This window comes from Arthrobacter sp. AFG20, from assembly GCF_002892795.1.
Taxonomy (GTDB): Bacteria; Actinomycetota; Actinomycetes; order Actinomycetales; family Micrococcaceae; genus Arthrobacter.
Window position 1 is genome coordinate 19,648 of the sequence record NZ_PJMC01000023.1, and the last position, 24,852, is coordinate 44,499.

A 24,852-nucleotide genomic window follows, 5' to 3' on the forward strand; every position below is an offset into this window, starting at 1 on the left:
GAGCCGGATTCAGGCAACATGTGTAGGGCCGGGCGCCTCACAAAATGGCGCCGTCTGTTCAGCTGAAGGAGAACCGATCGTGTCCACCCTGCTCAATCCGTACATCAGCTTCCGTGACAACGCCCGCGACGCCATGACCTTCTACCAGTCGGTGTTCGGCGGCGACCTGGCGCTCAGCACCTTCGGGGAGTTCCATGCCAGTGAAGACCCTGCGGAGACTGACAAGATCATGCACGGGATGCTGACCTCGGAGAAGGGGCTCGTGCTCATGGGGGCCGACACCCCCAACTCCATGGACTACTCGCCGGGCAACAACATTTCCGTGTCGCTCAGCGGGGACGACGAGGCCGAACTGCGCGGCTACTACGACAAGCTGTCCGGCGACGGCAGCACCGTCACCGTCCCGATGGAGAAGGCTCCGTGGGGCGACATCTTCGGCATGTGCACCGACAAGTTCGGCATCGCATGGCTGGTGAACGTCAACGGGGCCGCGGCAGCTCCTGCTTCCTAGCGGCTGACTGTTCAGCCTGGCGGCGACCAGACCCACTCGCGGATTTCGGGCAGGTCCTCGAAATGCTCCCGGATGTATTCGGCGTGGGCGTCCAGCTGCTGGTTGCAGTGATCGGCCAGGGCCTCCGCGCCGTCGAACTGCCGCGGCATCCGGCGGAGGGCCTCCAGCGCCAGGTGGTAACGGCTCATCCGGTTGACCACCACCATGTCGAACGGCGTGGTGGTGGTGCCCTGCTGGCTGTAGCCGCGGACGTGGAACCGCTCCGGGTTCGGCCGGCCGTGCAGGAGCTGGTGGAAAGAGCGGGCGTAGCCGTGCCATGCCACCACCACCTCGCAGGTGTCCGTGAACAGCGAAGTGAACGTCCCGTCGTCGAGCCCGTGCGGGTGCACGCCACTCGGCGGAAGAACCATGGCGTCCATGACGTTCACCACGCGCACAGTGGCATCGGGAACATGACGCTGCAGCAGCCAGGCCGCCGCCAGTGTTTCCTCGGTGGGGATGTCGCCGGCGCAGGCGAGGACAACGTCCGGTTCAGTGCTGCTCCTGCCGTCCTCGTTGCCGGCCCACTCCCAGCGGGAGGCCCCGGCTTCTGCATGTGCGCGGGCTTCCGGCAGGGTCAGGTACTGGGGGTGTGACTGCTTGTCGACGACGACAAGGTTCACGTAGTCCTTGCTGAGCAGGGCGTGTTCGGCCGCAGCCAGCAGCGTGTTGGTGTCCGGCGGCAGGTAGATCCTCGTCACTTCGCCGGACAGGGACAGCACGGTATCGATCAGGCCCGGGCCCTGGTGGCTGAAGCCGTTGTGGTCGTTGCGCCAGCACGTGGAGGTGAGCAGGATGTTCAGGCTCGGCACCGGCGAACGCCATTCCAGCTCGCGGGCGTGCTGCAGCCATTTGGCGTGCTGGACAGTCATGGAGGCGCTGACCATGGCGAACGCCTCGTAGCTGGCGAAGAACCCGTGCCGTCCCGTCAGCAGGTAGCCTTCCAGCCAGCCCTGGCACAGGTGCTCGGAGAGCACCTCCATCACGCGGCCATCCGCCGAGACGTGGTCATCCCCGTCGTTTCCGGACAGCATGAGGCAGCGGTCGGTGGCCTCGAAGACGGCGCCCAGCCTGTTGCTGTTGGTCTCGTCCGGGCAGAACAGCCGGAACCGCGGATTGTCCTCCGTTCCCGTGTAGAGGTCGCGGAACAGCTCGCCCAGCGGCTTGGTGGTTTCGATGCTGGTCGAACCGGGCTGGCCGGGGTCGACGGCGTACTCCGCGAGGTCGGGTATCTCCAGCGGGACGGACGGCTGGCCGTTGGCCCAGGGAGCCGCCCCCATCCGGAGCTTCCCTTCGGGTGCCAGTGCGGCCAGTTCGGGGAGGAGCCGGCCGTCGTCGTCGAACAGGGATTCGGGCCGGTAGGAGCGCATCCATTGCTCCAGCAGCGCCAGGTGCTCCGGGTTGTCCCTGACACCGGACAGGGGAACCTGGTGGGCGCGGAACGTGCCTTCCACGGGGTTGCCGTCCACGGATTCCGGGCCCGTCCACCCCTTGGGGGTCCGCAGGATGATCGCCGGCCAGCGGGCCGCCGTCGTTCGCTTGCTGCCGGAGCCGGGAGCGCCGGAACCGGCGCCCCGGGCGGCCTGCTGGATGTCCCGGATGGTGGCATACGCGGCGTCCAGGGCGCCGGCCAGCGCCCGGTGGACCTTCCCGGGCTGGTCGCCGGACACTGTGACAGGCTCCCAGCCGTTGGCGCTTAGCAGTGCCTCGACGTCTTCGTCCGGGCGGCGTCCCAGGACGGTGGGCCCGGAAATCTTGGCGCCGTTGAGGTGGAGGATGGGCAGGACTGCGCCGTCCCGCGCGGGGTTGAGGAAGAACGGCGCCGTCCAGGAGGCAGCGAGCGGGCCGGTCTCGGCTTCGCCGTCGCCCACCACACAGGCTGCGATGAGATCCGGGTTGTCCAGCACCGCGCCGGTGGCGTGCATGAGCGAGTAGCCCAGCTCGCCGCCCTCGTGGATGGACCCGGGGGTGGCGGGGCCCACGTGGCTGCCCACGCCGCCCGGTGTCGAGAACTGCCGTACCAGCCGGCGCAGGCCGGCAGCGTCGCGGCTGACATCGGGGTAGATCTCCGGGTAAGTGCCTTCGAGGTAGACGTTCGCCACCACGGATGGTCCGCCGTGGCCCGGGCCGGCTATGAACAGGACCTCGGCGGACGTATTCCTGATCAGCCGGTTCAGGTGGGCGTAGACCAGTGACAGCCCGGGGCCGGTGCCCCAATGGCCCAGCAGCCGCGGCTTGATGTGTTCCGGCCGCAGCGGCTCCCGAAGCAGTGCATTGTCCTGGAGGTAGATCTGGGCCACCGTCAGGTAGTTCGCCGCGCTCCAGTAGCGGTGGAGGAGGTCCAGTTCGTCGTCGGAAATTGCCCCGTTTGCCCCGGCCATGCCCATGAATGTGCCTTCCGTCGGATCCGCTCCAGCGCTGACGGGCACAGTCTACCCCTGCGTTTTGGCCGCCCCGGATCCACTTCAGGGCCGCCGGACCGGCAGTCGAGTTCTTGTTTTCCTGAGCCCTTGCCCGGCCTGGCCGGGGTTCCGTAGCGTTGCAGGCGTGGAAGGAATGCCGTGGGAAGCGCCGCGTCAAACGGGGACACCGCGCTAAAGGGAGACACCGGGAACAGGGCGACCCTCTACCTCGATGTCGACGGCGTGGTGTGCCCGTTCGGCCCCACGGGCACCACGCCGTGGGGTTCGGCCTGGCGTTACACCTTCGCCGGGATGCTGGAAGTTGCCTATGCCGCGGAGCTGGTGGCGGCCCTGAACCGGCTGTCTCGGCAGCCCGGACTCCGCTGCGTCTGGCTCACCAGCTGGGAGGAGCTGGCGCCCGCCGTACTCTGCCCGGTCACCGGCCTGGAGGGAAGCTCGTGGCCGGTGCTTACCGCGGACGGGGCGGGCAGCGGGGCGGAATGGTGGAAGCTGGAAGCGATTCAGGCGGATGTGGGCAGGAACACGCCGGAGCGGATCATCTGGGTGGACGACCAGCTCGCATTCGAAGGCCGCGCACAGGCGTGGGCACGGATCCTTGGCCGCCGTGCCCTGCTGGTTTCACCGGACCCCCGGACCGGACTGTCACCGCGCCAGCTGGAGGCCATCCGCGCCTTCTCCCGGCCCGCGGACCGGCAGGTGTGACAGAGGATGGGCGCTGCAGGTTTGACCTCGTCTGCAGGACGCGTACCATCGATAAGGTTTCAAGCCCGCTCTGCAGCTCCGCTACCCCCACCCCAGACGTTTTCTTAAACAGCGGGTGAACTATGCTGTGCAGTGCAGGCAGGGGAAGTGGAACTGCTGTACGTAGACTCTGCAGATTGGGCAACAGGTGGACATCACCTTCATGGTGGCGCTGGTCATTGCGCTGGCGTTATTTTTCGACTTCACGAACGGTTTCCATGACACCGCTAACGCGATGGCCACGCCCATCGCCACCGGTGCCATCAAGCCCAAGACTGCGGTTGCCCTCGCGGCGGCCCTCAACCTTGTCGGGGCCTTCCTGTCCACGGAAGTCGCGAAAACGGTGTCGGGCGGCATCATCCGCGAGGGGTCCGGCGGCGTCCAGATCACCCCGGACATTATTTTCGCCGGTCTGATGGGCGCCATCCTGTGGAACATGATCACCTGGCTCAAGGGACTGCCCTCCAGTTCATCCCATGCGCTCTTCGGGGGCCTCATCGGAGCCGCGATCGTCGGCATCGGTTTCCAGTCCGTCAACCTTGAGACGCTGCTCCAGAAGGTCATTCTGCCCGCCGTCTTCGCCCCGGTCATCGCCGGGCTTGTGGCCTACGTATGCACCCGCATCGCCTACGCGCTTACGTCCCGGCATGATCCCGAGACGGGCAGCAAACTGACGCAGAAGCGCGGCGGCTTCCGGAACGGCCAGGTCTTCACCTCCAGCCTGGTGGCGCTGGCCCACGGTACCAACGACGCCCAGAAGACCATGGGCATCATCACCCTGGTGCTGATCGCGGCGGGAACGCAGGAGCACGGCTCGGGCCCGCAGCTCTGGGTGATTGCTGCCTGCGCACTCGCCATCGCCATCGGAACCTACGCCGGCGGCTGGCGGATCATCCGGACCATGGGCGCCGGACTCACCGAGGTGAAGCCCGCCCAGGGCTTCGCAGCCGAGTCGAGCACGGCCTCCGCCATTCTGGCCTCCTCCCACCTGGGCTTTGCCCTGTCCACCACCCAGGTGGCCTCCGGATCCGTGATCGGTTCCGGCATGGGCCGGCGGGGCACCACGGTGCGCTGGGGCATGGTGGGACGGATCGCCGTCGGCTGGCTCTTGACCCTGCCCGCTGCCGGCATTGTGGGAGCATTGACTGCGCTGCTGGTGAAGACCGGCGTTGCCGGTGTGGTGATCGCGGCCGTGGCCGGCATCGGCGCCGTGCTGTACATGTTTCTGGTGTCCCGCAAATCCCAGGTGGGCCATCACAATGCCGTGGAGGTCGAAGAAGCAGGGCAGGCAGTCCGCTGGGCAAAGAAGAAGGCCCTCGCCAGGGCACGCGCCGCCGAGCGCGCCAAGAACAACAACCCGAAGGGCCCGCAGCGATGAAGTGGCTGGAACTCCTCACCGTGGCCGGTGCCACCCTGGTCGCGGCAGTGACCGTTGTGGTCCTCTATTCCCTCGGCGTCCGGCTTACTGCCATCGCCGGTGACCGCCAGGTTGCCGCGCCCGGCTGGGTCAAGTACGTCTCCTACGTCTGCTTCGGGCTCTGCGGCATCGCCGTGCTGTTCGGGCTCTACCTGATCATTCCGTACTTCAGCGGCTAGTCAGCCGCCTCCCGGAAGGCCGGCCGCTCTGGGAACGCTGAACGGGAGTGGCTAGGCTGGGCCCATGGCCAGTGTCCAGTATTACGTTGCGTCCTCCCTCGACGGCTTCATCGCTACGGCGGACGACGATCTTGCCTGGCTGCTGCAGTTCGACGGCTTCGAAGGCGGCAAGGAAAGCTACGACGCCTTCATGTCCGGCGTCGGCTGCATCGTCATGGGCGGTACCACCTACGAGTGGCTGATGGAGCACGAACCCGGCAACTGGCCCTACCCCGGCACGCCGTGCTGGATCTTCACCCACCACGAGTTCAGCGCCCCGCCGGGGGCTGACATCACGTTCGTCCGCGGCGAGGTGACCGAATTCATCGACGACCTTCGGCGTGACGCTGCCGGCAAAAACATCTGGGTGGTGGGCGGCGGCATGCTCGCCGCCCAGTTCGCCGGCGCCGGCCTCCTGGACGAACTGATCGTCTCGGTCATCCCCGTGGTGCTCGGCGGGGGAAAGCGGCTGCTTCCCGTCGTCCAGGGCCCGACGGCGCCACTTGAGTTGCAGGAGGCGCGTCCCCAGGGGCGGGGGATCGTGGAGCTCCGGTACCGCTGGCCTGAGCCCTAGGTTCTTCTGCCGCCACCGGCGCTGCTCAGGGTACGGCCTAGCGGCCGGTGTCGCGGATGAGGTTGGTGATGCGCGCCGTGGACAGCCGACGCCCCCGTTCGTCGGTCATCACGATTTCGTGAGTGGTCAGGGTGCGGCCCAGGTGGATGGCCGTGCACGTTCCGGTCACCGTGCCTGCGGAAACGGCACGGTGGTGTGTGGCACCAACCTCGATGCCCAGTGCCTGCCGGCCGGGACCGGCGTGCATCCCGGCGGCAAACGATCCGAGGGTTTCGGCCAGCACCACATGCGCGCCGCCGTGCAGGATCCCGGCCACCTGCGTGTTCCCCTCCACCGGCATCGTGGCAACGCACCGTTCAGGGCTCATCTCCAGGAACCGGATCCCCATCTTCACCACAAGGGCGCCGATGCCGTATTCGGCGAGCCAGTCGTGCAGGTGCTCGGGGACGCCGGCCTCAAACAGCTCTTCCCTGAACTGCGCTGCAACCGAGGCCGCAACCTGCGCGGGCGCTTCGATGGCCGCATCTGCGGCTGGGCCGGCCTCTGTGCGGCTGGCCTCACCGGCAGGGCCGGGCGTGAAATTGTCCATCATGGCAACTAGGCTGGCACCTGTGAGTGAAACAACCAAACCGGCCCCAATTCCGTCCACAACCCAGACCCTTCAGGACATTGCGGTGTCCTCGGCTGACGCCCCGTCGGTGTCGGCCACCCAGGCACCCGTCGTTCCCCTGACGGAGCAGCCCAGGCTTCTGGTGCTGGACGGGCACTCCATGGCCTTCCGGGCCTTCTTTGCCCTCCCGGCCGACAAGTTCTCCACCGCCCGGGGCCAGCACACCAATGCGATCCACGGCTTCACGTCCATGCTCATCAACCTGATCAAGGAACAGAAGCCCACCCACGTCGCTGTCGCTTTCGACGTCTCTGACGACACCACTCACCGCAAGGCCGAGTACAGCGAGTACAAGGGCGGGCGCAACGAGACGCCCCGGGAGATGAGCGGCCAGATCGACCTCATCGACCAGGTCATGGGCGCGTGGGGCATCAAGACCATCAAGATGCCCGGCTACGAGGCGGACGACATCCTGGCCACGCTCGCAGCCATGGGTGAAAAGGCCGGCTTTGAAGTCCTGCTCGTGTCCGGTGACCGCGACGCCTTCCAGCTCATTACGGACAACGTGTTCGTGCTGTACCCGAGGAAGGGCGTCAGCGACATCCCGCGCATGGACGCCGCCGCCATCGAGGCGAAGTACTTCGTCAGCCCCTCCCGGTATTCGGACCTCGCGGCCCTGGTGGGGGAGACCGCTGACAACCTGCCGGGCGTTCCGGGAGTCGGACCCAAAACAGCAGCGAAGTGGATTAACCTCTACGGCGGCCTCGAAGGCGTGCTGGAACACCTCGATGCCATCGGCGGCAAGGTGGGGGACGCGCTGCGGGACAACGTGGACGCGGTCAAGCGCAACCGCAAGCTGAACCAGCTCCACACCGACCTTGACCTCCCGGTGACGCTGGACGAGCTGGCTGATCCGCGGCCGGACCAGAAGGCTGTCGAGGAGCTCTTCGACGAGCTCGAATTCAAGACGATCCGCACCCGCCTCTTTGATCTCTACGCGAGTGAGGCGCCTGCTCCGGAGCGCGAGCCCCTGGAGGCCAGGGACTTCGCCGCGCTGACTGACGCGGACTCGCTCCGGGCCTTCCTCGAGGCAGGGGCCGGACACCGGTCCGCCCTCGCAGTGGACGTGCTGCCCGGCCGGATCGGTGAGGACGCGGACGCGGTCGCCATCGTGCGGGACGATGCCGCCGCCTACGTGGACCTCACTGCGCTGGACGCCGACGCCGAAAATGTGCTGGCCCAGTGGCTCCGGGACGCGGAATCCCAGAAGGTGATGCATGGCTACAAGGCTGCGCTGAAGGCGCTGGCCAACCGCGGGTTCGGCTTGGAGGGCGTGGTGGACGACACCTCCATCTCCGGGTACCTCATCCAGCCCGACCGCCGCACCTATGAGCTGGCTGAACTGGCCCAGTTCCACTTGAACATCCACATCACGCCCGAGGCCGCCAAGGCGGGCCAGCTGGAGCTGGCGTTCGACGACGACGCCGCGGCGTCCGGCGCGCTGGTCCAGGTGGCCGCCGTCGTCCATCAACTGAGCCGGTTCTTCGAATCGGAGCTGAAGGACCGGAAGGCCGAGGACCTGTTGGCCACGCTGGAGCTGCCGGTGGCCCGTGTCCTGGCGGACATGGAGAAGACCGGCATCGCCGTCTCCATGGAGCTGATGGACGAACAGCTGGCGGACCTGGCCAGGGTGATCGACGACGCCCAGGAACGGGCGTTCGCCGCGATCGGCCACGAGGTGAACCTCGGTTCGCCGAAGCAGCTGCAGACGGTCCTCTTCGAGGAGCTGCAACTGCCCAAGACGAAGAAGATCAAGTCCGGGTACACCACGGACGCCGCATCGCTGAAGAACCTGCTGGAGAAGACCGGGCATGAATTCCTGGTCCAGCTGATGGCCCACCGCGAGTCGGCGAAGCTGCGGCAGATGGTGGAAACGCTGAAGAAGTCTGTGGCGGAGGACGGGCGCATCCACACCACGTACGCCCAGAACGTGGCCGCCACCGGGCGCATCTCGTCCAATAACCCGAACCTCCAAAACATCCCGATCCGCAGCGAGGAGGGCCGCCGCGTGCGAGGCATCTTCGTGGTCAGCGACGGCTACGAGTGCCTGCTGTCCGCGGACTACTCGCAGATCGAAATGCGCATCATGGCGCACCTGTCCGGGGACGCCGGCCTGATCGAGGCCTACCGCGAAGGGGAGGATCTGCACCGCTTCGTCGGCTCGTCCATCTTCCACGTGCCGCCGGCCGAGGTGACCAGCGCGATGCGCTCCAAGGTCAAGGCCATGTCCTACGGCCTGGCCTACGGGCTGACGTCCTTCGGGCTGTCCAAGCAGCTCGAGATCTCGGTGGACGAGGCCAGGAACCTCATGAAGGACTACTTCGACCGGTTCGGTGCCGTGCGCGACTACCTCCGCGGCGTGGTGGACCAGGCAAGGGTGGACGGCTTCACCGCCACCATCGAGGGCCGGCGCCGCTATCTGCCGGACCTCACCAGCACGGACCGGCAGCTGCGCGAGAACGCCGAACGCATCGCCCTGAACTCGCCCATCCAGGGCTCCGCGGCGGACATCATCAAGCGCGCCATGCTGGGCGTCCACTCGGAACTGGCTGCGCAGGGGCTCAAGTCACGCATGCTGCTGCAGGTCCATGACGAACTCGTGCTGGAAGTGGCCAACGGCGAACGGGAGGCAGTTGAAAAGCTCGTCACGGAGCAGATGGCCGCCGCCGCGGAACTCAGCGTACCGCTGGAAGTCCAGATCGGCGTCGGCACCAGCTGGTACGACGCCGGCCACTAGCCTAGGCTCGGGGTTGTGTCTGATCTGAGTGCTGACTATGAAATCCGTCGGTTCCAAGCGGCGGCCAAAGACGATCCTGCGTACGCGGAGTCGGTTGCCTGGATGCGGGCGGTAGCCTTCGGCTTCCACGATGCCCGGCGCAGCGACGAACGGGTGGACAAGAGCATCGAGCTGCAGCGCACGGACGGGCGCGTCATGACCGGGGTGTACCAGGCCGGAACGGTGGCCCGCCACTCGCTCGGAGCCGACGTGCCCGTTGCCACCTTCGGGACCATGACCAAGACACTGAACATCGGCTTTGGCCGCCTGCTGGACACCCGGCTGGTGACCGCCGTGACGGTCCGCACCTCACACCGGCGCCGCGGCCTGCTGCGCCGCATGATGGGGGAGGACCTGGCCCTGGCCCGGGAGGAAGGCCTCGCGATGGCAGCCCTCACGGCGTCCGAAGCCTCGATCTACGGCCGGTTCGGGTTTGGCGTGGCAACGTCCGAGCAGTCCATGAAGGTGGACACCACCGCGCGTTTCCGGCTCAACCACACCCCGGTGGGCAGCGTCGAGGTGGCCGACCCCAAGGTGCTGCTGGACCTGGCTCCGGAGGTCTTCGACCGTCTGCACCGCAGCACGCCCGGATCCATCGGCCGGCACGAGTTCTACCGCCAGTTCGCCTCGGGATCCGTCAGCCGGGACGGGGGCGAAGACCCGAAGGTCAAGGTGGCGCTCCACTACGGGCCCGGCGGCGACGTGGACGGCTACGTCTCGTACAGGTTTGCCGGTTGGTCCAGCACCCCGTACACCATGGAAGTCGTGGACCTGGTCGCGGCAACCGGGGCGGCGTACCTCGAGCTGTGGCAGTACCTGGCAGCCATCGACCTGGTGGACCGGGTCACCTGGGAGGAAGCGCCGGTGGACGATACGCTGCGGTGGGCCCTCGAGGATGCGCGCTGCGTGGAGGCCTCGGAAGCGCGGGACATGCTCTGGCTGCGGATCCTCGACGTGAAGCAGGCCTTGGAAGCCCGCCACTACCCCGCCGACGGGCGGCTGGTGCTGAAAGTTGCCGACCCGCTCGGGCTGACCGGCGGCACCTTCACGCTGGACGCTGACGGAGGCGGCGCAGTGGTCACGGCCGGAGGCGGCGGCGCGCCGGCCCTCCGTGCACCTGACCTCGAGCTGGATGTCGCGGCGCTGTCCGCCATTTACCTGGGCGGGGTCAGCCCCGTGACCCTGGCGGCGTCGGGACGCATTCTGGAGCACACACCGGGCGCGGCGTTCCGCGCCGCCCGGATGTTCGCCGTCGAACGTCCGCCGCACTGCCTGACGCATTTCTAGCGCTTTGACCCCGGTTGGCGCTTGCCACTAGAATAAACGGGCGTGTACTACGTGCACGTATTTTCTTCAATCCACAAAATCAGGATGACCAGGCACTTCCCTGCGAAGTGCCCGCACCTGCGCCTGCGTTCCATAATGCAGGCGCGGCGGTTTGCCTGACCGAACAACTATCCACAACGGAGCCCCTACTACATGACCATCACCTCCACCGAGAAGCCCGGTACCCCCGTAGTCGCGATCAACGACATCGGTACCGCTGAGGACTTCCTCGCAGCTGTCGACGCGACCATCAAGTACTTCAACGACGGAGACCTCGTCGAAGGTACCGTCGTCAAGGTCGACCGCGACGAAGTTCTGCTCGACATCGGTTACAAGACCGAAGGTGTCATTCCCTCCCGCGAGCTTTCCATCAAGCACGACGTTGACCCCGGAGACGTCGTCTCCGTTGGCGATCAGGTCGAAGCCCTGGTGCTCACCAAGGAAGACAAAGAAGGCCGCCTGATCCTCTCCAAGAAGCGTGCTCAGTACGAGCGTGCCTGGGGCGACATCGAGAAGGTCAAGGAAGAAGACGGTGTTGTCACCGGTACCGTCATCGAGGTTGTCAAGGGTGGTCTTATCCTCGACATCGGTCTGCGCGGCTTCCTGCCCGCATCCCTCGTCGAGATGCGCCGTGTGCGCGACCTGGCTCCGTACATCGGTCAGCAGATCGAAGCCAAGATCATCGAGCTGGACAAGAACCGCAACAACGTTGTGCTGTCCCGCCGTGCATGGCTCGAGCAGACCCAGTCCGAGGTCCGCTCCACGTTCCTCAACAAGCTGGAAAAGGGCCAGGTCCGTCCCGGCGTCGTTTCCTCCATCGTCAACTTCGGTGCCTTCGTGGACCTGGGCGGCGTAGACGGCCTGGTTCACGTTTCCGAGCTGTCCTGGAAGCACATCGACCACCCGTCCGAGGTTGTCGAAGTTGGCCAGGAAGTCACCGTCGAGGTTCTCGAGGTCGACCTGGACCGCGAGCGCGTTTCCCTGTCGCTCAAGGCTACGCAGGAAGATCCGTGGCAGACCTTCGCCCGCACCCACGCCCTCGGCCAGGTTGTTCCGGGTAAGGTCACCAAGCTCGTTCCGTTCGGTGCGTTCGTCCGCGTCGAAGACGGCATCGAAGGCCTCGTTCACATCTCCGAACTGGCTGTCCGCCACGTTGAGCTGGCTGAGCAGGTTGTCTCCGTTGGCGACGAACTGTTCGTCAAGGTCATCGACATCGACCTCGAGCGCCGCCGCATCTCCCTCTCCCTCAAGCAGGCGAACGAGGGCGTTGACGCCGACAGCACCGAGTTCGATCCCGCTCTGTACGGCATGGCCGCAGAGTACGACGAAGAGGGCAACTACAAGTACCCGGAGGGCTTCGATCCCGAGTCCAACGAGTGGCTTGAAGGCTACGAGAACCAGCGCGCCGCTTGGGAGCAGCAGTACGCTGACGCCCAGACCCGCTGGGAAGCCCACAAGAAGCAGGTTTCCCAGCACGCTGCCGACGACGCTGCAGCTGCAACGTCCGGTGAGAGCGACTCCGGCACCACCAGCTATTCCTCCGAGCCGGCTGCCACCGATTCCGGTGCAGGCACGCTTGCTTCGGACGAGGCGCTTGCCGCTCTGCGCGAGAAGCTGACCGGCAACTAATTGCCTGGCACTAGCTAATTGCCACTGAAAAGGTGGCCGTCCCCGAGAGGGGGCGGCCACCTTTTTGTTTACCGTTCTTGCCTGTGGAATGTCAGGCGGTCTGGCCGGCGTGCTCGCCTTCGGCGATCTCCTCCAGCACCTTGTTGTTGAATGCGGGAAGGTCGTCCGGCTTCCTGCTGGTCACGAAGCCCTGGTCCACCACGACTTCCTGGTCGCTCCAGTTGGCGCCCGCGTTCCGCAGGTCCGTGGCCAACGTGTGGTACGAGGTGAGGTTCCTGCCCTTGACGACGCCCGCGTGGATGAGCAGCCACGGTCCATGGCAGATGGCCGCCACCGGCTTGTGCTGCTCAAAGAAGCTGCGCGCAAAGGCCTGCGCATCCTTGTCCACCCTGAGGTGGTCGGCGTTCACCACGCCTCCTGGGATCACCAGTGCGTGGAAGTCCGCGGCGTTGGCGTCCTTCAGGGTCAGGTCGACGTCGAAGGTATCGCCCTTTTCGACGCCCTCAAAGCCCTGGAGCTTTCCGCTCTTCGGAGCCACCAGGACAGGTTCGCCGCCGGCGTTCTTGACGGCGTCCCACGGGCTGGTCAGTTCAACCTGCTCCACGCCGTCCGTCAGCAGGAACGCGACCCTCTTGCCGGTGATGTCGTGCTCTGACATGCGTCCTCCTTTTCCGTGTGGTGTCTTACACGTCCACCCTAGAAAAGCGCAAAGTCATAAGCAAGCTGATGATTCTTCTCTGCCAGCCGTCAGTGCGGAACGTCAACCCACTCCGTGTCCTCGCGCTGCAGGGCCGCACTTCCGGCGGTCATGGCGGCCAGCCGGTCGGCCGCCGCAGCCAGGTCATCGGGCGCGTCCGGCAGTGCGAGGCGCAGCACCGTGGACCGGGCTTCGTAGCCGGTCTCCGCCATCGCATAGCCTGCGCTGCGCAGGTCGTTCTCGAGGCGCCCTGCCGCCGCGTGAGGTACCCGGACGGCACAGATGCGCAGCCGCCGGCGCTGCACCAGCGGTGCCAGCTCCAGCGCCGTCGAGACTGATTCGGAGTAGGCGCGTACCAGGCCGCCGGCTCCCAGCAGGATCCCGCCGAAGTAGCGCACGACGACGGCACTTACGTCGCTGAGGTCCGTCACCCCGGGTGCGGTTTCCCGACGGAGCAGGGCCTCCAGCATGGGGATCCCGGCGGTTCCAGAGGGTTCGCCGTCGTCGCTGGAACGCTGGATGTCCCGGTCCGGCCCCAGCACGAAGGCGGAGCAGTGGTGCCGGGCGTCATGGAACTCGCGGCGGAGTTCAGACACCAGCGCGCGGGCATCCTCTTCGGACCCCGCCCGGCGCAGGACGGTGATGAACCGGGAGCGCTTGATCTCGATCTCATGGCGGAAGCCGTCCCCGGCAGCCAGCGCGGTGTACGCGGACCGCCTGCTCTCTTGCTCTTGCACCGCCCAAGTCTAGTCGGGGCATGGGCCCACGCCGCCAGGGTTCCCTTGGCGAGCGGAGCGAGGTCAGGGGGCGGTGGGGATTAGTCTTGGGGAGTGCTGAAGATTGGGTTGACGGGCGGCATCGCCTCGGGGAAGTCCCTGGTGGCAACGCGCCTGGAGGAACTGGGGGCAGTGCTCGTCGATGCCGACGCGATCGCCCGTGAAGTGGTGGAACCGGGCACTCCGGGCCTGGCCGCCGTCGTAGAAGCGTTCGGCCCGGAGATCCTCGACGGCGAGGGGCGGCTCGACCGGCCACGCCTCGGAGCCATTGTGTTCCAGGAGCCGGAACGGCGTGCGGAGCTCAATGGCATCGTCCATCCGCTGGTGCGGGAACGCGCCGCGGCGGTGATCGCGGCCGCGCCGGGTGACGCGGTGGTGGTGCAGGACATCCCGCTCCTGGTGGAAACAGGGCAGCAGAGGAACTTTCACCTTGTGCTGGTGGTAGATGCGCCCGAGGATGTCCGGCTGCAGCGCATGACCGGGCACCGCGGCATGACGGAAGTGGACGCCCGTGCACGAATGGCCGCCCAGGCGTCCCGCCAGGACCGGCTCGCGGCAGCGGACGTGGTCCTTCCCAACGCCGGCACGCGCGAGGAACTGCTGGCCGCGGTCGACCGGCTGTGGGAGGAGCGGCTCGTGCCCTTCTCGCGGAACATCAGCAAGGCCGCGGTGGCCGGCCGCAGCGGCGCGCCCGTCCTGGTGGCCCCGGACTCCGACTGGCCGCGCCAGGCTGCCTGCCTTGCTGAGCGGCTGATGGCCGCCGCCCCGGAGGACGTGCTGGCCGTGGACCACATCGGGTCGACGTCCGTTCCCGGGCTCGAGGCGAAGGACGTCATCGACCTCCAACTCGCGGTCGCTGATCTCGCGACGGCAGACCGGATGGCGCCCCTGCTTGGTGCCGCGGGGTTCCCGCTCTGGCCGGGCGTTCTGATGGACAGCCCCCACGGGCGCTTTGACCCCGCTGCCTGGTCCAAGCGCCTGCACGGCAACGCCGACCCCGCGCGTCCGGTGAATCTCCATGTCCGGGTGGCAGGTTCACCGGGCTGGCGCTTCGCCCTTTGCTTCCGCGACTGGCTTCGCGCCGACCCGGCCGCGCGGGAAAAGTATGCAGCGGAGAAGCGCCGGGTGGCCGCCCTGCATGCGTCCGACGCCAACACGTCCGGCTACGCGGACGACAAAGAGGCCTGGTTCCGCGATGTCGGCGCTCCCGGAATGGAGCGGTGGGCCGAAAGCAGCGGCTGGCAGCCGCCGTCGTACGTTTCCAGCTCCGCCAACGCGAGTCAGCGCTGAACCGAGTACAGCCCAAAGCGGAATCAGGAGTTCCTGTCAGTGGCCGGCTGTAGATTAGATGCATGAGTCTTGCGCAGGAGGTCAACCGAGTCGTTGCGCCCTTCGAAGTCATTAGCGAGTTCCAGCCCGCCGGGGACCAGCCCGCGGCCATAGCCGAGCTGACGGAGCGCATCAGGAACGGCGAAAAGGACGTGGTGCTGCTCGGTGCCACCGGTACCGGCAAGAGCGCCACCACCGCGTGGCTGATCGAGCAGGTCCAGCGGCCCACGCTGGTGATGGTCCAGAACAAGACCCTCGCGGCGCAGCTGGCCAACGAGTTCCGCGAACTCCTGCCGAACAATGCGGTGGAGTACTTCGTGTCCTACTACGACTACTACCAGCCCGAAGCGTACGTGGCACAGACGGACACGTTCATCGAGAAGGACTCCTCCATCAACGAGGAAGTGGAGCGGCTCCGGCACTCCGCCACCAACGCGCTCCTCACCCGCCGCGACGTGATTGTGGTGGCAACCGTGTCCTGCATCTACGGCCTGGGCACGCCGGAAGAATACATTGCCGGCATGGTGACGCTGCGCAAGGGCGCCGAAATGAACCGCGATGACCTGCTGCGCAAATTCGTCTCCATGCAATACGCCCGCAATGACATGGACTTCCACCGCGGCACGTTCCGGGTCCGCGGCGACACCGTGGAAATCATTCCCATGTATGAGGAACTGGCCATCCGGATCGAGTTTTTCGGGGATGAGATTGAGAACATCCATACCCTGCACCCGCTCACCGGCGAGGTGATCCGGGACGAAGAGGAGATGTACGTGTTCCCGGCCTCGCACTATGTGGCCGGCCCCGAGCGGATGGCGCGTGCCATCAAGCGGATCGAGGACGAACTCGCCGAACGGCTCCAGGTCCTGGAGAGCCAGAACAAGCTCGTGGAAGCGCAGCGGCTGCGGATGCGCACCACTTACGACCTCGAGATGATGCAGCAGATGGGTTTCTGCAACGGCATCGAGAACTACTCATCGCACATCGACGGCCGCGCCCGCGGAACCGCCCCGCATTGCCTCCTGGACTACTTCCCGGACGACTTCCTGTTGGTGGTGGACGAATCCCATGTGACCATCCCGCAGATCGGGGCCATGTACGAGGGCGACATGTCCCGCAAGCGGAACCTGGTGGACTTCGGCTTCCGGCTGCCGTCCGCCATGGACAACCGCCCGTTGAAATGGGACGAGTTCCTGGAGCGCACAGGCCAGACCGTCTACTTGTCCGCCACGCCCGGCAAGTACGAACTGGGCAAGGCGGACGGCTTCGTCCAGCAGATCATCCGGCCCACCGGCCTGATCGACCCCGAGGTGGTGGTCAAGCCCACCAAAGGCCAGATCGACGACCTGCTGGGTGAGATCAAAACCCGCACGGAGAAGAACGAACGCGTCCTGGTCACCACGCTGACCAAACGGATGGCGGAGGACCTCACCGACTACCTCCTGGGCCATGGCATCAAGGTGGAGTACCTGCACTCCGACGTCGACACGCTGCGGCGTGTCGAGCTGCTCCGCGAACTCCGGATGGGTGTGTTCGACGTCCTGGTTGGCATCAACCTGCTCCGGGAAGGCCTTGACCTGCCGGAGGTCTCGCTGGTGAGCATCCTGGACGCGGACAAGGAAGGCTTCCTGCGTTCGTCCACCTCCCTGATCCAGACCATCGGCCGTGCCGCGCGCAACGTCTCCGGCCAGGTCCACATGTACGCGGACCGGATTACTGACTCCATGGCCCATGCCATCGATGAAACCAACAGGCGCCGCGCCATCCAGGTGGCCTACAACACGGAAAACGGAATCGATCCTCAACCGCTGCGGAAGAAGATCGCCGACATCACGGACCAGCTGGCCAAGGAGGATGCGGACACCCAGGAGCTGCTCAACAACAACCGTTTGGCCAAGGGCGCCAAGCGCGGCAAGTCCGCCGCGAAGGGGGCGGCCACCGTCCGCGCCGACGGGCTGGCGGCGGCGCCTGCCGAGGACCTGGTGGGCCTGATCGAGCAGCTGACCGAGCAGATGCACGGAGCGGCCGCCGAGCTGCAGTTCGAAGTGGCCGCCCGGATCCGCGACGAAGTTTCCGACCTGAAGAAGGAACTGCGGCAGATGCAGTCGGCCGGGCACGCCTAGCGGCTGTTGGATCAGGTGGCGCGCGCGGGGTGTCATGTGGCGCGGGGTACCGCGCCTCTAGGGTAAAGTTGAGGTCACGTAGGGGAGTATCCCAAGCGCTACGAACGTCAACACGCAGGGCACAGATGCCCTGCCGGGCGTAGCGGGCAGCCACATCAGCACTAAGTGCACAGGTTCGCCGGAGAGACTTACACCGGTTTTCTGTACCCTGCGAAAGGCATTTTTGTGGAACTTCCCGTCTGGTTCGAGGTCGGCTCGTTCGTCGTCCTCGGCATCATCCTCCTTATGGACCTGCTACTGGTCGTGCGCCGCCCGCACGAGCCCTCCATGAAGGAAGCCGGCCTCTGGGTGGCCTTCTACGTGGCACTGGCCCTCGTGTTCGCCGGTGCCATGTTCATGTTCACGGGACCCGAGTACGGCAGCCAGTTCGTGGCCGGCTGGGTGACTGAATACAGCCTCAGCATCGACAACCTGTTTGTCTTCATCATCATCATGGCCCGCTTCTCCGTGCCCCGTAAGTACCAGCAGGAAGTGCTGATGGTGGGCATCATCATCGCGCTGGTCCTGCGCGGCATCTTCATCATGCTCGGTGCCATTGTGATCGAGCAGTTCAGCTGGGTCTTCTACATCTTTGGAGCCTTCCTCCTCTGGACCGCCTGGAAGCAGGCGCAGGACGAGGGCGAAGACGAAGAGGACAAGGAGAACGCCCTCATCGGCAAGCTCCGCAAGGTCATCCCCATGTCCGAGAAGTTCGACGGCGGCAAGCTGCGCACCACAGTGGACGGCAAGAAGGTCTTCACCCCCATGGTGATCGTCTTCATCACCATCGGCATGACCGACCTGCTCTTCGCGGTCGACTCCATCCCCGCGATCTTCGGCCTGACGCAGAGCGCCTTCATCGTCTTCACGGCGAACATCTTCGCCCTGATGGGCCTGCGGCAGCTGTACTTCCTGCTCGGCGGCCTGATGAACCGCCTTATCTACCTGAAGCACGCGCTGTCCATCATCCTGGCGTTCATCGGCGTGAAGCTGATCCTGCACGCCATGCACGTCAACGAACTGCCGTTCATCAACGGCGGGCACCACATCGAATGGGCCCCGGAAATTCCGACCTACGTCTCCCTTGCAGTGATCATCGGCACCATCATCATCGCCGTGATCGCCAGCCTGGTGAGCTCCGGCGCGCAGAAGGCCAAGCTGGATGCCCGCCTCGAGGAGGACTCCCGGAAGAGCCTGAGCGACGTCGACTAGGCTTCCGCTCCCCGTCTCAGCACAAAGCAACCCCGGCCATGTGGTGGCCGGGGTTGCTTTGTCTTGTGCAGGATCTGGCGGGCTTGTCCGTGCGCGGGGGCGGAGATGTCCGTCCGGGCTGGGCTCAGCGGGCGGAGCGCACGATGCCGAGCAGGCGGCCGAAGATGGCCTCACCATCGTCGGCGATGCCGTCGTGGTGGAACTCGGCGGTCTCCCATGTGTTCAGCTTGCGGACGGCAGCGGCGGTCTCCATGGAGAGCCCGTGGTCCACATAGATGTCATCGCGGTAGACGGCGGCCGCCGCCGGCACGATGTTGGCAGCCAGCTGCGCGGTGTCATACAGGGGCTTCCAGTCAGCCTTGGCTGCCAGGAGTTCGGCCACTTCCTGCAGCGGGCGAAGGGCAGGGTCCTGTTCGAAGTACCACGGGTAGACCATCTCGCCGGTCAAGAGTGGCTCGGCAGCGTCCGGGCTGAACTCCGGGAACTCTTCGAGGACCCGCCAAGCCGCCCAGCCTGTGGCCGCGTTCTGGCCGTAGATGGACTCATGCATCAGCGCGTACAGCGGATTGGCTGCCCGCGAGACCAGTGGGCGGACCTGCTCCAGAAACGGATCGGAGAGCCGCGGACCGCCGGGCGTCACCACAAAGGCGTCCTCCAGCAGGTTGTGCAGGCTGTCCACCCGGGTGTTCCCGCCGAGGAAGGACCCCACCATCTGGAACCTCTCGACCGTGAGGGGAGAGCCGTCGGGAAGGTATTCCGCCGTGCTGCGGAGATGACTGGCGATGCGGTTTACAACTTCCCGGTCCTCGGGGTACCAGCCGAAGTACTCCGCATTGCGTGCTGCCACCCGCCTGAAGGTCTCACGGTAGACCCGTTCGGGGGACCCGGTGAGCGGGGCGAGTCCTCCGGTGATCAGCACCTCGCGCAGGCCCCTGGGTGCGAACGACAGGTACGTGAGCGCGCAGAAGCCGCCGTAGCTCTGTCCATAGACACTCCACGGCCCGGAGCCGAGTGCCTGGCGGATGAGCTCGGCGTCCGCAATGATCGAATCGGCCCGGAAGTGCTCAAGGTACCGCGCCTGCGCCGCTGCATCCCCGCGCAGGGGCAGGGTGTTGCGGTCGATCGGGGAGGAGAGGCCGGTGCCCCGCTGGTCCAGCATCAGGATGCGGAAGTCCTTGGCGGCTGCCTTGCTCCAGCCGCCCAGCGACGCGAAGCGGTTGCCGCGCCCGCCGGGACCGCCCTGAAGATACAGGAGCCATGGCAGTTCGGCGGCTTCCTCCTCCGTGTGCTCGGCGGAGACGTACTCGCGGGCGAAGACTGTGATGGTCCCGGCCGCGTCTTCTCCGCCCGGGCCGGCAAAATGGTCCAGCGGCAGTGTGAAGTAATGTTCTGCGGTGCGCATGCCGCGGAAGTTGTGCCGGGCGCGGACCGTATGGACCGGGCCCGCATGTACAGTGGCGTCCAGCGCTGCCTCAGCCATGGACACCGGCCTCGCTGCGGCTGCCGAACTCTGCCAGCGCCGTTCCGGTCAGCCGAAACGTGGACCATTCCTCCATCGGGAACGCCCCGAGCTTCCGGTAGAAGGTGATGGACGGTTCGTTCCAGTCGAGGACGCTCCATTCCACGCGCGCGTAGCCGCGTTCGACGGCGGTCGCCGCCAGATGCTGCAAAAGGGCCTTCCCGTGGCCCTCGCCGCGCGCCTCCGGGGTGACGTAAAGGTCCTCCAGGTAGATGCCGTGCACGCCCTCCCACGTTGAGTAGTTCAGGAACCAGAGCGCGAAGCCCCGCACGTCGCCGGCCTCGTTCTCGGCCATGGTGGCGTACACGCGCGGGTTGCTGCCGAAGAGCACCTCGGTGAGCATCTCGGGGGTGTTCCGGACGGCGTCCGGCTCCTTTTCATAGACAGCCAGCTCGTGGATCAACTGCAGGATAACGGGAACGTCGGCGGGTGTGGCAGGACGGATTACACTCATGAATCCGAGCTTACTGGGTCCGGGCTTGCTGGATCGGGCCGGCAGCCCGCAGGGCAGGATGCCGCCGGAGTATAGGCTGTAGATTCCCATGACCTATCAACAGATCAGCACCCCTTCCGGAGGCGGTGTGGAAAAGGGTGGCATCGCCGGGATCTGACCGGGTACTCCTGGCCGCCGTGAAGCTGTCCGGCGTCGACCTCCGGCAGGCCGCTACATTGGACGACGGCGAGCGGCAGCGGGCAGCGTCGTTCGGTTCCGGAATTCAGCGGGACAGGTTTCTGGCCGGACGCATCGCACTGCGGCGCCACGCCGCCGAAACTGCAGGGATGGGCGCCGCAGAGCTCCGGGCAAACTACGTCTGCCGGGAGTGCACGAGGGACGACCGTGTGCACGGCATGCCCCGGTACCAGGCCGCTCCGTCCGGGCCTGCCGTTCTGGCGAGCCTGAGCCGGGCGGGCGACTGGTGCCTGCTGGCCGCTACAACTGACGAGCGGGTATTGGGAGTCGGCGTCGACCTGGAGAGCTGCACAGCTGCAGGCTTCGACGGGTTCGGGCTGGTTGCCCTCACGGAGCGCGAGCGCGAACACCTCCAGAGGGTGGAGCCCGCACTTCGGCCAAGGGTCCAGACGCTCCTGTGGACGCGCAAGGAAGCGGTCCTCAAGGCGCTGGGCAGGGGGCTGGCCGTCGTCGACCCGGCTCTGGTGGACGTTGCGGGGTCCGTTCCCTTGCTGCCGGGCTTTCTGCAGGCGCCGGCCGCGGCTTCGGTGACGGACGTGCCGCCAGCGGGGGGCCAGGAAGGCGGCGGACACCGTTGGCTGGTCGACGCCGTGAATCCGGGGTCAGTGGGGCTGCCGGATTCCTTGACTGCGGCAATCGCACTGCAAAGGGTGCCTGGTCCGTAACCCGCGGTCCGGCTGTCAGAGCCGGTTCGCGCCGGTCACCCGGACCACCGCAGTGCCGGTCTCGTCCGACGCGGCCAGATCCACTTCTGCGGAGATCCCCCAGTCATGGTTGCCCGCCGGGTCATCGAAGATCTGCCGGACCTTCCAGACACCGGGTTCCTCGGTAATGATGAGCAGCCCGGGACCGCGTGCGTCGGGACCGGTGCCGATGTCGTCATGCTCGTCGAAGTAGTCGTCCAGCACGTCTTCCCAGCGGTCGGCGTCCCAGCCGGCGTCGCCGTCCAGCTCGCCCAGGGCAGCGGCGTCCTCGTCCGCAAAGAGTTCCACGCGCCGGAACATTTCGTTCCGGACCATGACCCGGAAGGCCCGGATGTTGGACGTCAGCGACGGCGGCGGGGGCGGCGGCGCGTCGTGCGGCGTCGGGGCGGCACCGGAGGCCAGTTCCTCCCACTCGTCCAGCAGGCTGGAGTCCACCTGCCGCACCAACTCACCGAGCCAGGCGATCAGGTCCTCGAGGTCCTCCCGCAGCGCATCCTGCGGAACGGTCTGCCGGAGTGCCTTGAAACCGTCCGCCAGGTACCGCAGCACGATGCCTTCGGAGCGGGCAAGGCCGTAGAACTGCACGAACTCCCCGAAGTTCATCGCACGCTCGTACATGTCCCTGATGATCGACTTGGGGGCCAGCTCAAAGTCGCCCACCCAGGGCGCCGCCTTGCGGTACACCTCGAAGGCCTCGCCCAGGATTTCCGCCAGCGGCTGGGGATAGGTGACCTCGTCGAGCATGGCCATCCGCTGCTCGTACTCGATGCCGTCCGCCTTCATGGCTGCCACGGCCTCGCCACGTGCCTTCTTCTGCTGCGCCGACAGGATCTGCCGCGGCTTCTCCAGCGTGGCTTCAATCACGGAAACCACGTCGACGGCGTAGGACGGCGACTCGGGATCCATCAGGTCCAGCGCGGCCAGCGCAAACGGGGACAGCGGCTGGTTCAGGGCAAAATTCGGCTGCAGGTGGACGGTGAGGCGCACCGTCCGCCCGTCCGTTCCCTGCTCCGCGGCCGGGATGCGCTCCACAACCTCGGCCGCCAGCAGCTCCCGGTAGATCCCCAGGGCCTTCTTCATGAGCCGAAGCTGGGAAGGGCGGCCTTCGTGGTTCTCCGTGAGGAGCCGGCGCGCCGCGGCGAACGGGTCGCCCGGACGCTCCATGAGGTTCATGAGCATCGCATGGGTCACGGTGAAACTGGAGGTCAGCGGGTCCGGAACGGAGTCCACCAGGCGGTTGTAGGTGGGCTGGCCCCAGGACACGAACCCCTCCGGCGGCTTCTTCTTCACCACCTGGCGCAGCTTCCGTTGGTCGTCGCCGAACTTCGCGGTGGCTTTGGCCATCGCCTTGACATTCTCCACCACGTGCTCGGGGGCCTGCACCACCACGGTGCCGGCCGTATCGTAGCCGGCCCGGCCGGCCCTTCCGGCAATCTGGTGGAACTCACGTGAGTTGAGCAGGCGGGTGCGTACGCCGTCGTACTTGCTCAGTGCGGTGAGCACGACGGTGCGGATGGGAACGTTGATTCCCACGCCCAGTGTGTCCGTGCCGCAGATGACCTTAAGCAGGCCGGCCTGGGCCAGCTGCTCCACGAGCCGGCGGTACTTGGGCAGCATGCCGGCGTGGTGCACGCCGATGCCGTGCCGGACCAGCCGGTTCAGGGTTTTGCCGAAGCCCGCCGCGAAACGGAAGTTCGCGATGAGCTCGGCGATCTTGTCCTTCTCCTCGCGCGTGCACACGTTGATGCTCATCAGCGTCTGGGCGCGCTCGATGGCCTCCGCCTGGCTGAAATGCACCACGTACGCCGGCACTTCCCTGGTGCCCAGCAGCTCTTCGAGAGTTTCGTGGACCGGCGTCTCGCGGTAGTAGTAGTGCAGCGGAATGGGGCGCTCGGCCGAGCTGACAGTAGTGGTGGGCCGTCCAGTGAGGTCGGTCATGCCCGCTTCGAAGCGGCTGACGTCGCCCAGTGTGGCGGACATGAGGAGGAACTGCGCCTGGGGGAGTTCCAGCAGCGGAACCTGCCACGCCCAGCCGCGCTGCGGATCTGAGTAGAAATGGAACTCATCCATGATGACGGCGCCCAGATCAGCCGCGGCGCCTTCGCGCAGGGCGGTGTTGGCCAGGATCTCGGCGGTGCAGCAGATGATCGGGGCGTCCTGGTTCACCCCGGAGTCGCCGGTGATCATGCCGACGTTCTCCGCCCCGAAGATCTCGCAGAGGGCAAAAAACTTTTCCGACACCAGGGCCTTGATGGGGGCGGTGTAGTAACTGCGTTCGCCACGGGCCATCGCCTGGAAATGGGCCGCAATGGCTACGAGGGACTTGCCTGATCCGGTGGGCGTCGCGAGGATCACGTTGGCGCCGGACGCCAGTTCCATGATGGCCTCGTCCTGGGCCGGGTAGAGCTGCAGTCCGCGGCTCTCGGTCCACTCCACGAAGCGCTCGTACAGCGTGTCCGGGTCCGCGCCGGTTCCGGTGGTGATCCGTGCGGACGGGGCGGGGAGCTGTTCAACGAGTTTCATTGCCTTCCAGCTTAGTGCCAGCGCGTCCCTGAACGGTTTCGTGCCGGCCCGGCGCTAGGCTCGCTCTGCCAGGACAAAACTTCAACGACCAAGCTTCAACGAACAACCGGAGGCCAAGTGTGGGATCCCGCCAAATATGTCCAGTTCGGGGACTACCGGCAGCGTCCGTTCTTTGACCTGACCGGCCGCGTCCTCGCCGACGCCCCGCGGCAGGTGGTGGACCTGGGCTGCGGCCCCGGGACCCTGACCGCCACGCTCGCGGCCCGCTGGCCTGACGCGCGCGTGGTGGGCCTGGATTCCTCAGCCGAGATGCTGGCAACGGCCGAACAGCACCGGCAGTCCGCCCCGGGGCTGGAGTTCAGCCTCGGCGACATCGCCTCCTGGCTGCCCGCCGAGGACACTGACGTGGTGGTGAGCAACGCTGCGCTGCAGTGGGTACCCGGGCACCCCGAACTGCTGGCCGGCTGGCTGGCGGCGCTGCGGCCGGGAGCGTGGTTCGCCCTGCAGGTGCCGGGCAACTTCACCTCCGCGTCCCATACCCTCATGCGCGACGTCGCCGAGTCTCCGAAGTGGGCGGGCAAGCTTGCCGGCGTGCTGCGCCACGATGAGGCGGTGGCGACGCCCGCACGTTACCTGGAGATCATGCTGGACGCCGGGTGCATCGCAGATGCGTGGGAAACCACCTACCAGCAGGTGCTCACCGGTGAAAATCCTGTGCTGGACTGGGTGCGGGGCGCGGGCCTGCGGCCCGTGCTGGCCGCGCTGTCGCCGGACGAAGCCGCCGGGTTCGAGGCCGAATACGGCGCCCGGCTGACCGAGGCCTATCCGCCAACGCCGCACGGCACGGTGTACCCGTTCCGCAGGATCTTTGCAGTGGCCCGCAAGCTCTAGGGCCGCAGCATGCTGGCGGCTCGC

At 66.5% G+C, this 24,852-nt stretch carries 20 protein-coding genes; 13 read left to right on the forward strand and 7 right to left on the reverse strand.

Annotated elements, in window-relative coordinates:
- The first annotated feature begins 79 nt into the window (after positions 1 to 79).
- The gene (locus tag CXZ05_RS20325; protein ID WP_102974270.1) at positions 80 to 511 is read left to right on the forward strand and encodes a VOC family protein; all 432 of its coding nucleotides are present in this window, start codon (positions 80 to 82) and stop codon (positions 509 to 511) included.
- Between the two features lie 11 nt (positions 512 to 522).
- Here the strand turns inward: CXZ05_RS20325 and CXZ05_RS20330 are convergent, their stop codons facing one another.
- Positions 523 to 2,937 carry a phosphoketolase gene (locus CXZ05_RS20330; RefSeq protein WP_102974271.1) on the reverse strand — a complete coding sequence of 805 codons (2,415 nt, stop codon included), beginning with the start codon at positions 2,935 to 2,937 and terminating at the stop codon, positions 523 to 525.
- Positions 2,938 to 3,111: 174 nt separating this feature from the next.
- Between CXZ05_RS20330 and CXZ05_RS20335 the strand changes: the two genes are divergently transcribed.
- The 4 genes from CXZ05_RS20335 (at position 3,112) to CXZ05_RS20350 (ending at position 5,923) form a co-directional block, all read left to right on the forward strand.
- Positions 3,112 to 3,675: an HAD domain-containing protein gene (locus CXZ05_RS20335; protein ID WP_102974272.1), complete on the forward strand. Its 564-nt coding sequence runs from the start codon at positions 3,112 to 3,114 to the stop codon at positions 3,673 to 3,675.
- Positions 3,676 to 3,862: 187 nt separating this feature from the next.
- Complete coding sequence (locus CXZ05_RS20340; RefSeq protein ID WP_102974273.1) at positions 3,863 to 5,092, forward strand: inorganic phosphate transporter; 1,230 nt, start codon at positions 3,863 to 3,865, stop codon at positions 5,090 to 5,092.
- Complete coding sequence (locus tag CXZ05_RS20345; protein WP_102974274.1) at positions 5,089 to 5,310, forward strand: hypothetical protein; 222 nt, start codon at positions 5,089 to 5,091, stop codon at positions 5,308 to 5,310. Before CXZ05_RS20340 ends, CXZ05_RS20345 begins: the two co-directional genes overlap by 4 nt.
- A 64-nt stretch (positions 5,311 to 5,374) precedes the next feature.
- Positions 5,375 to 5,923 (forward strand): dihydrofolate reductase family protein, encoded by a 549-nt coding sequence (locus CXZ05_RS20350; protein WP_102974275.1) that lies wholly within the window; start codon positions 5,375 to 5,377, stop codon positions 5,921 to 5,923.
- Between the two features lie 37 nt (positions 5,924 to 5,960).
- Here CXZ05_RS20350 and CXZ05_RS20355 read toward each other — a convergent pair whose 3' ends face one another.
- A complete protein-coding gene (locus CXZ05_RS20355; RefSeq protein ID WP_258006662.1) occupies positions 5,961 to 6,515 on the reverse strand; it encodes a hotdog fold thioesterase in 555 nt (184 codons plus the stop codon).
- 178 nt (positions 6,516 to 6,693) lie between these two features.
- Between CXZ05_RS20355 and polA the strand changes: the two genes are divergently transcribed.
- The 3 genes from polA to rpsA all read left to right on the forward strand — a co-directional run bounded on the left by polA (position 6,694) and on the right by rpsA (position 12,324).
- A complete protein-coding gene (polA, locus tag CXZ05_RS20360; protein WP_374754680.1) occupies positions 6,694 to 9,330 on the forward strand; it encodes a DNA polymerase I in 2,637 nt (878 codons plus the stop codon).
- Between the two features lie 24 nt (positions 9,331 to 9,354).
- Positions 9,355 to 10,656 (forward strand): GNAT family N-acetyltransferase, encoded by a 1,302-nt coding sequence (locus tag CXZ05_RS20365; protein ID WP_102974305.1) that lies wholly within the window; start codon positions 9,355 to 9,357, stop codon positions 10,654 to 10,656.
- Positions 10,657 to 10,848: 192 nt separating this feature from the next.
- Complete coding sequence (gene rpsA, locus CXZ05_RS20370; RefSeq protein ID WP_102974277.1) at positions 10,849 to 12,324, forward strand: 30S ribosomal protein S1; 1,476 nt, start codon at positions 10,849 to 10,851, stop codon at positions 12,322 to 12,324.
- Positions 12,325 to 12,415: 91 nt separating this feature from the next.
- Here the strand turns inward: rpsA and CXZ05_RS20375 are convergent, their stop codons facing one another.
- Together CXZ05_RS20375 and CXZ05_RS20380 are read right to left on the reverse strand one after the other, a co-directional pair.
- On the reverse strand, positions 12,416 to 12,982 hold the full coding sequence (locus CXZ05_RS20375) for a type 1 glutamine amidotransferase domain-containing protein (protein WP_102974278.1): 567 nt from the start codon (positions 12,980 to 12,982) through the stop codon (positions 12,416 to 12,418).
- A gap of 89 nt (positions 12,983 to 13,071) precedes the next feature.
- Complete coding sequence (locus CXZ05_RS20380; RefSeq protein ID WP_102974279.1) at positions 13,072 to 13,758, reverse strand: YigZ family protein; 687 nt, start codon at positions 13,756 to 13,758, stop codon at positions 13,072 to 13,074.
- Between the two features lie 93 nt (positions 13,759 to 13,851).
- On the opposite strand from CXZ05_RS20380, the gene coaE reads away from it, so the two are divergent.
- The 3 genes from coaE (at position 13,852) to CXZ05_RS20395 (ending at position 18,500) form a co-directional block, all read left to right on the forward strand.
- Positions 13,852 to 15,087 (forward strand): dephospho-CoA kinase, encoded by a 1,236-nt coding sequence (gene coaE, locus CXZ05_RS20385; RefSeq protein ID WP_102974280.1) that lies wholly within the window; start codon positions 13,852 to 13,854, stop codon positions 15,085 to 15,087.
- 62 nt (positions 15,088 to 15,149) lie between these two features.
- The gene (uvrB, locus tag CXZ05_RS20390) at positions 15,150 to 17,249 is read left to right on the forward strand and encodes an excinuclease ABC subunit UvrB (protein WP_102974281.1); all 2,100 of its coding nucleotides are present in this window, start codon (positions 15,150 to 15,152) and stop codon (positions 17,247 to 17,249) included.
- A gap of 225 nt (positions 17,250 to 17,474) precedes the next feature.
- Positions 17,475 to 18,500 (forward strand): TerC family protein, encoded by a 1,026-nt coding sequence (locus tag CXZ05_RS20395; RefSeq protein WP_102974282.1) that lies wholly within the window; start codon positions 17,475 to 17,477, stop codon positions 18,498 to 18,500.
- A 124-nt stretch (positions 18,501 to 18,624) separates the two neighbouring features.
- On the opposite strand, the gene CXZ05_RS20400 is transcribed toward CXZ05_RS20395, so the two are convergent.
- Complete coding sequence (locus tag CXZ05_RS20400; protein ID WP_102974283.1) at positions 18,625 to 19,980, reverse strand: alpha/beta fold hydrolase; 1,356 nt, start codon at positions 19,978 to 19,980, stop codon at positions 18,625 to 18,627.
- Complete coding sequence (locus CXZ05_RS20405) at positions 19,973 to 20,473, reverse strand: GNAT family N-acetyltransferase (protein WP_102974306.1); 501 nt, start codon at positions 20,471 to 20,473, stop codon at positions 19,973 to 19,975. The genes CXZ05_RS20400 and CXZ05_RS20405 overlap by 8 nt, the downstream gene beginning before the upstream one ends.
- Positions 20,474 to 20,610: 137 nt before the next feature.
- Here CXZ05_RS20405 and CXZ05_RS20410 point away from each other — a divergent pair, with 137 nt between their 5' ends.
- Complete coding sequence (locus CXZ05_RS20410) at positions 20,611 to 21,375, forward strand: 4'-phosphopantetheinyl transferase superfamily protein (protein WP_102974284.1); 765 nt, start codon at positions 20,611 to 20,613, stop codon at positions 21,373 to 21,375.
- Between the two features lie 15 nt (positions 21,376 to 21,390).
- Here CXZ05_RS20410 and CXZ05_RS20415 read toward each other — a convergent pair whose 3' ends face one another.
- Positions 21,391 to 23,937: an RNA helicase gene (locus CXZ05_RS20415; RefSeq protein WP_102974285.1), complete on the reverse strand. Its 2,547-nt coding sequence runs from the start codon at positions 23,935 to 23,937 to the stop codon at positions 21,391 to 21,393.
- 117 nt (positions 23,938 to 24,054) lie between these two features.
- Here CXZ05_RS20415 and CXZ05_RS20420 point away from each other — a divergent pair, with 117 nt between their 5' ends.
- Entirely contained in the window at positions 24,055 to 24,828 is a 774-nt protein-coding gene (locus tag CXZ05_RS20420) for a trans-aconitate 2-methyltransferase (RefSeq protein WP_102974286.1), read from the forward strand.
- The last annotated feature ends 24 nt before the right edge of the window (positions 24,829 to 24,852 follow it).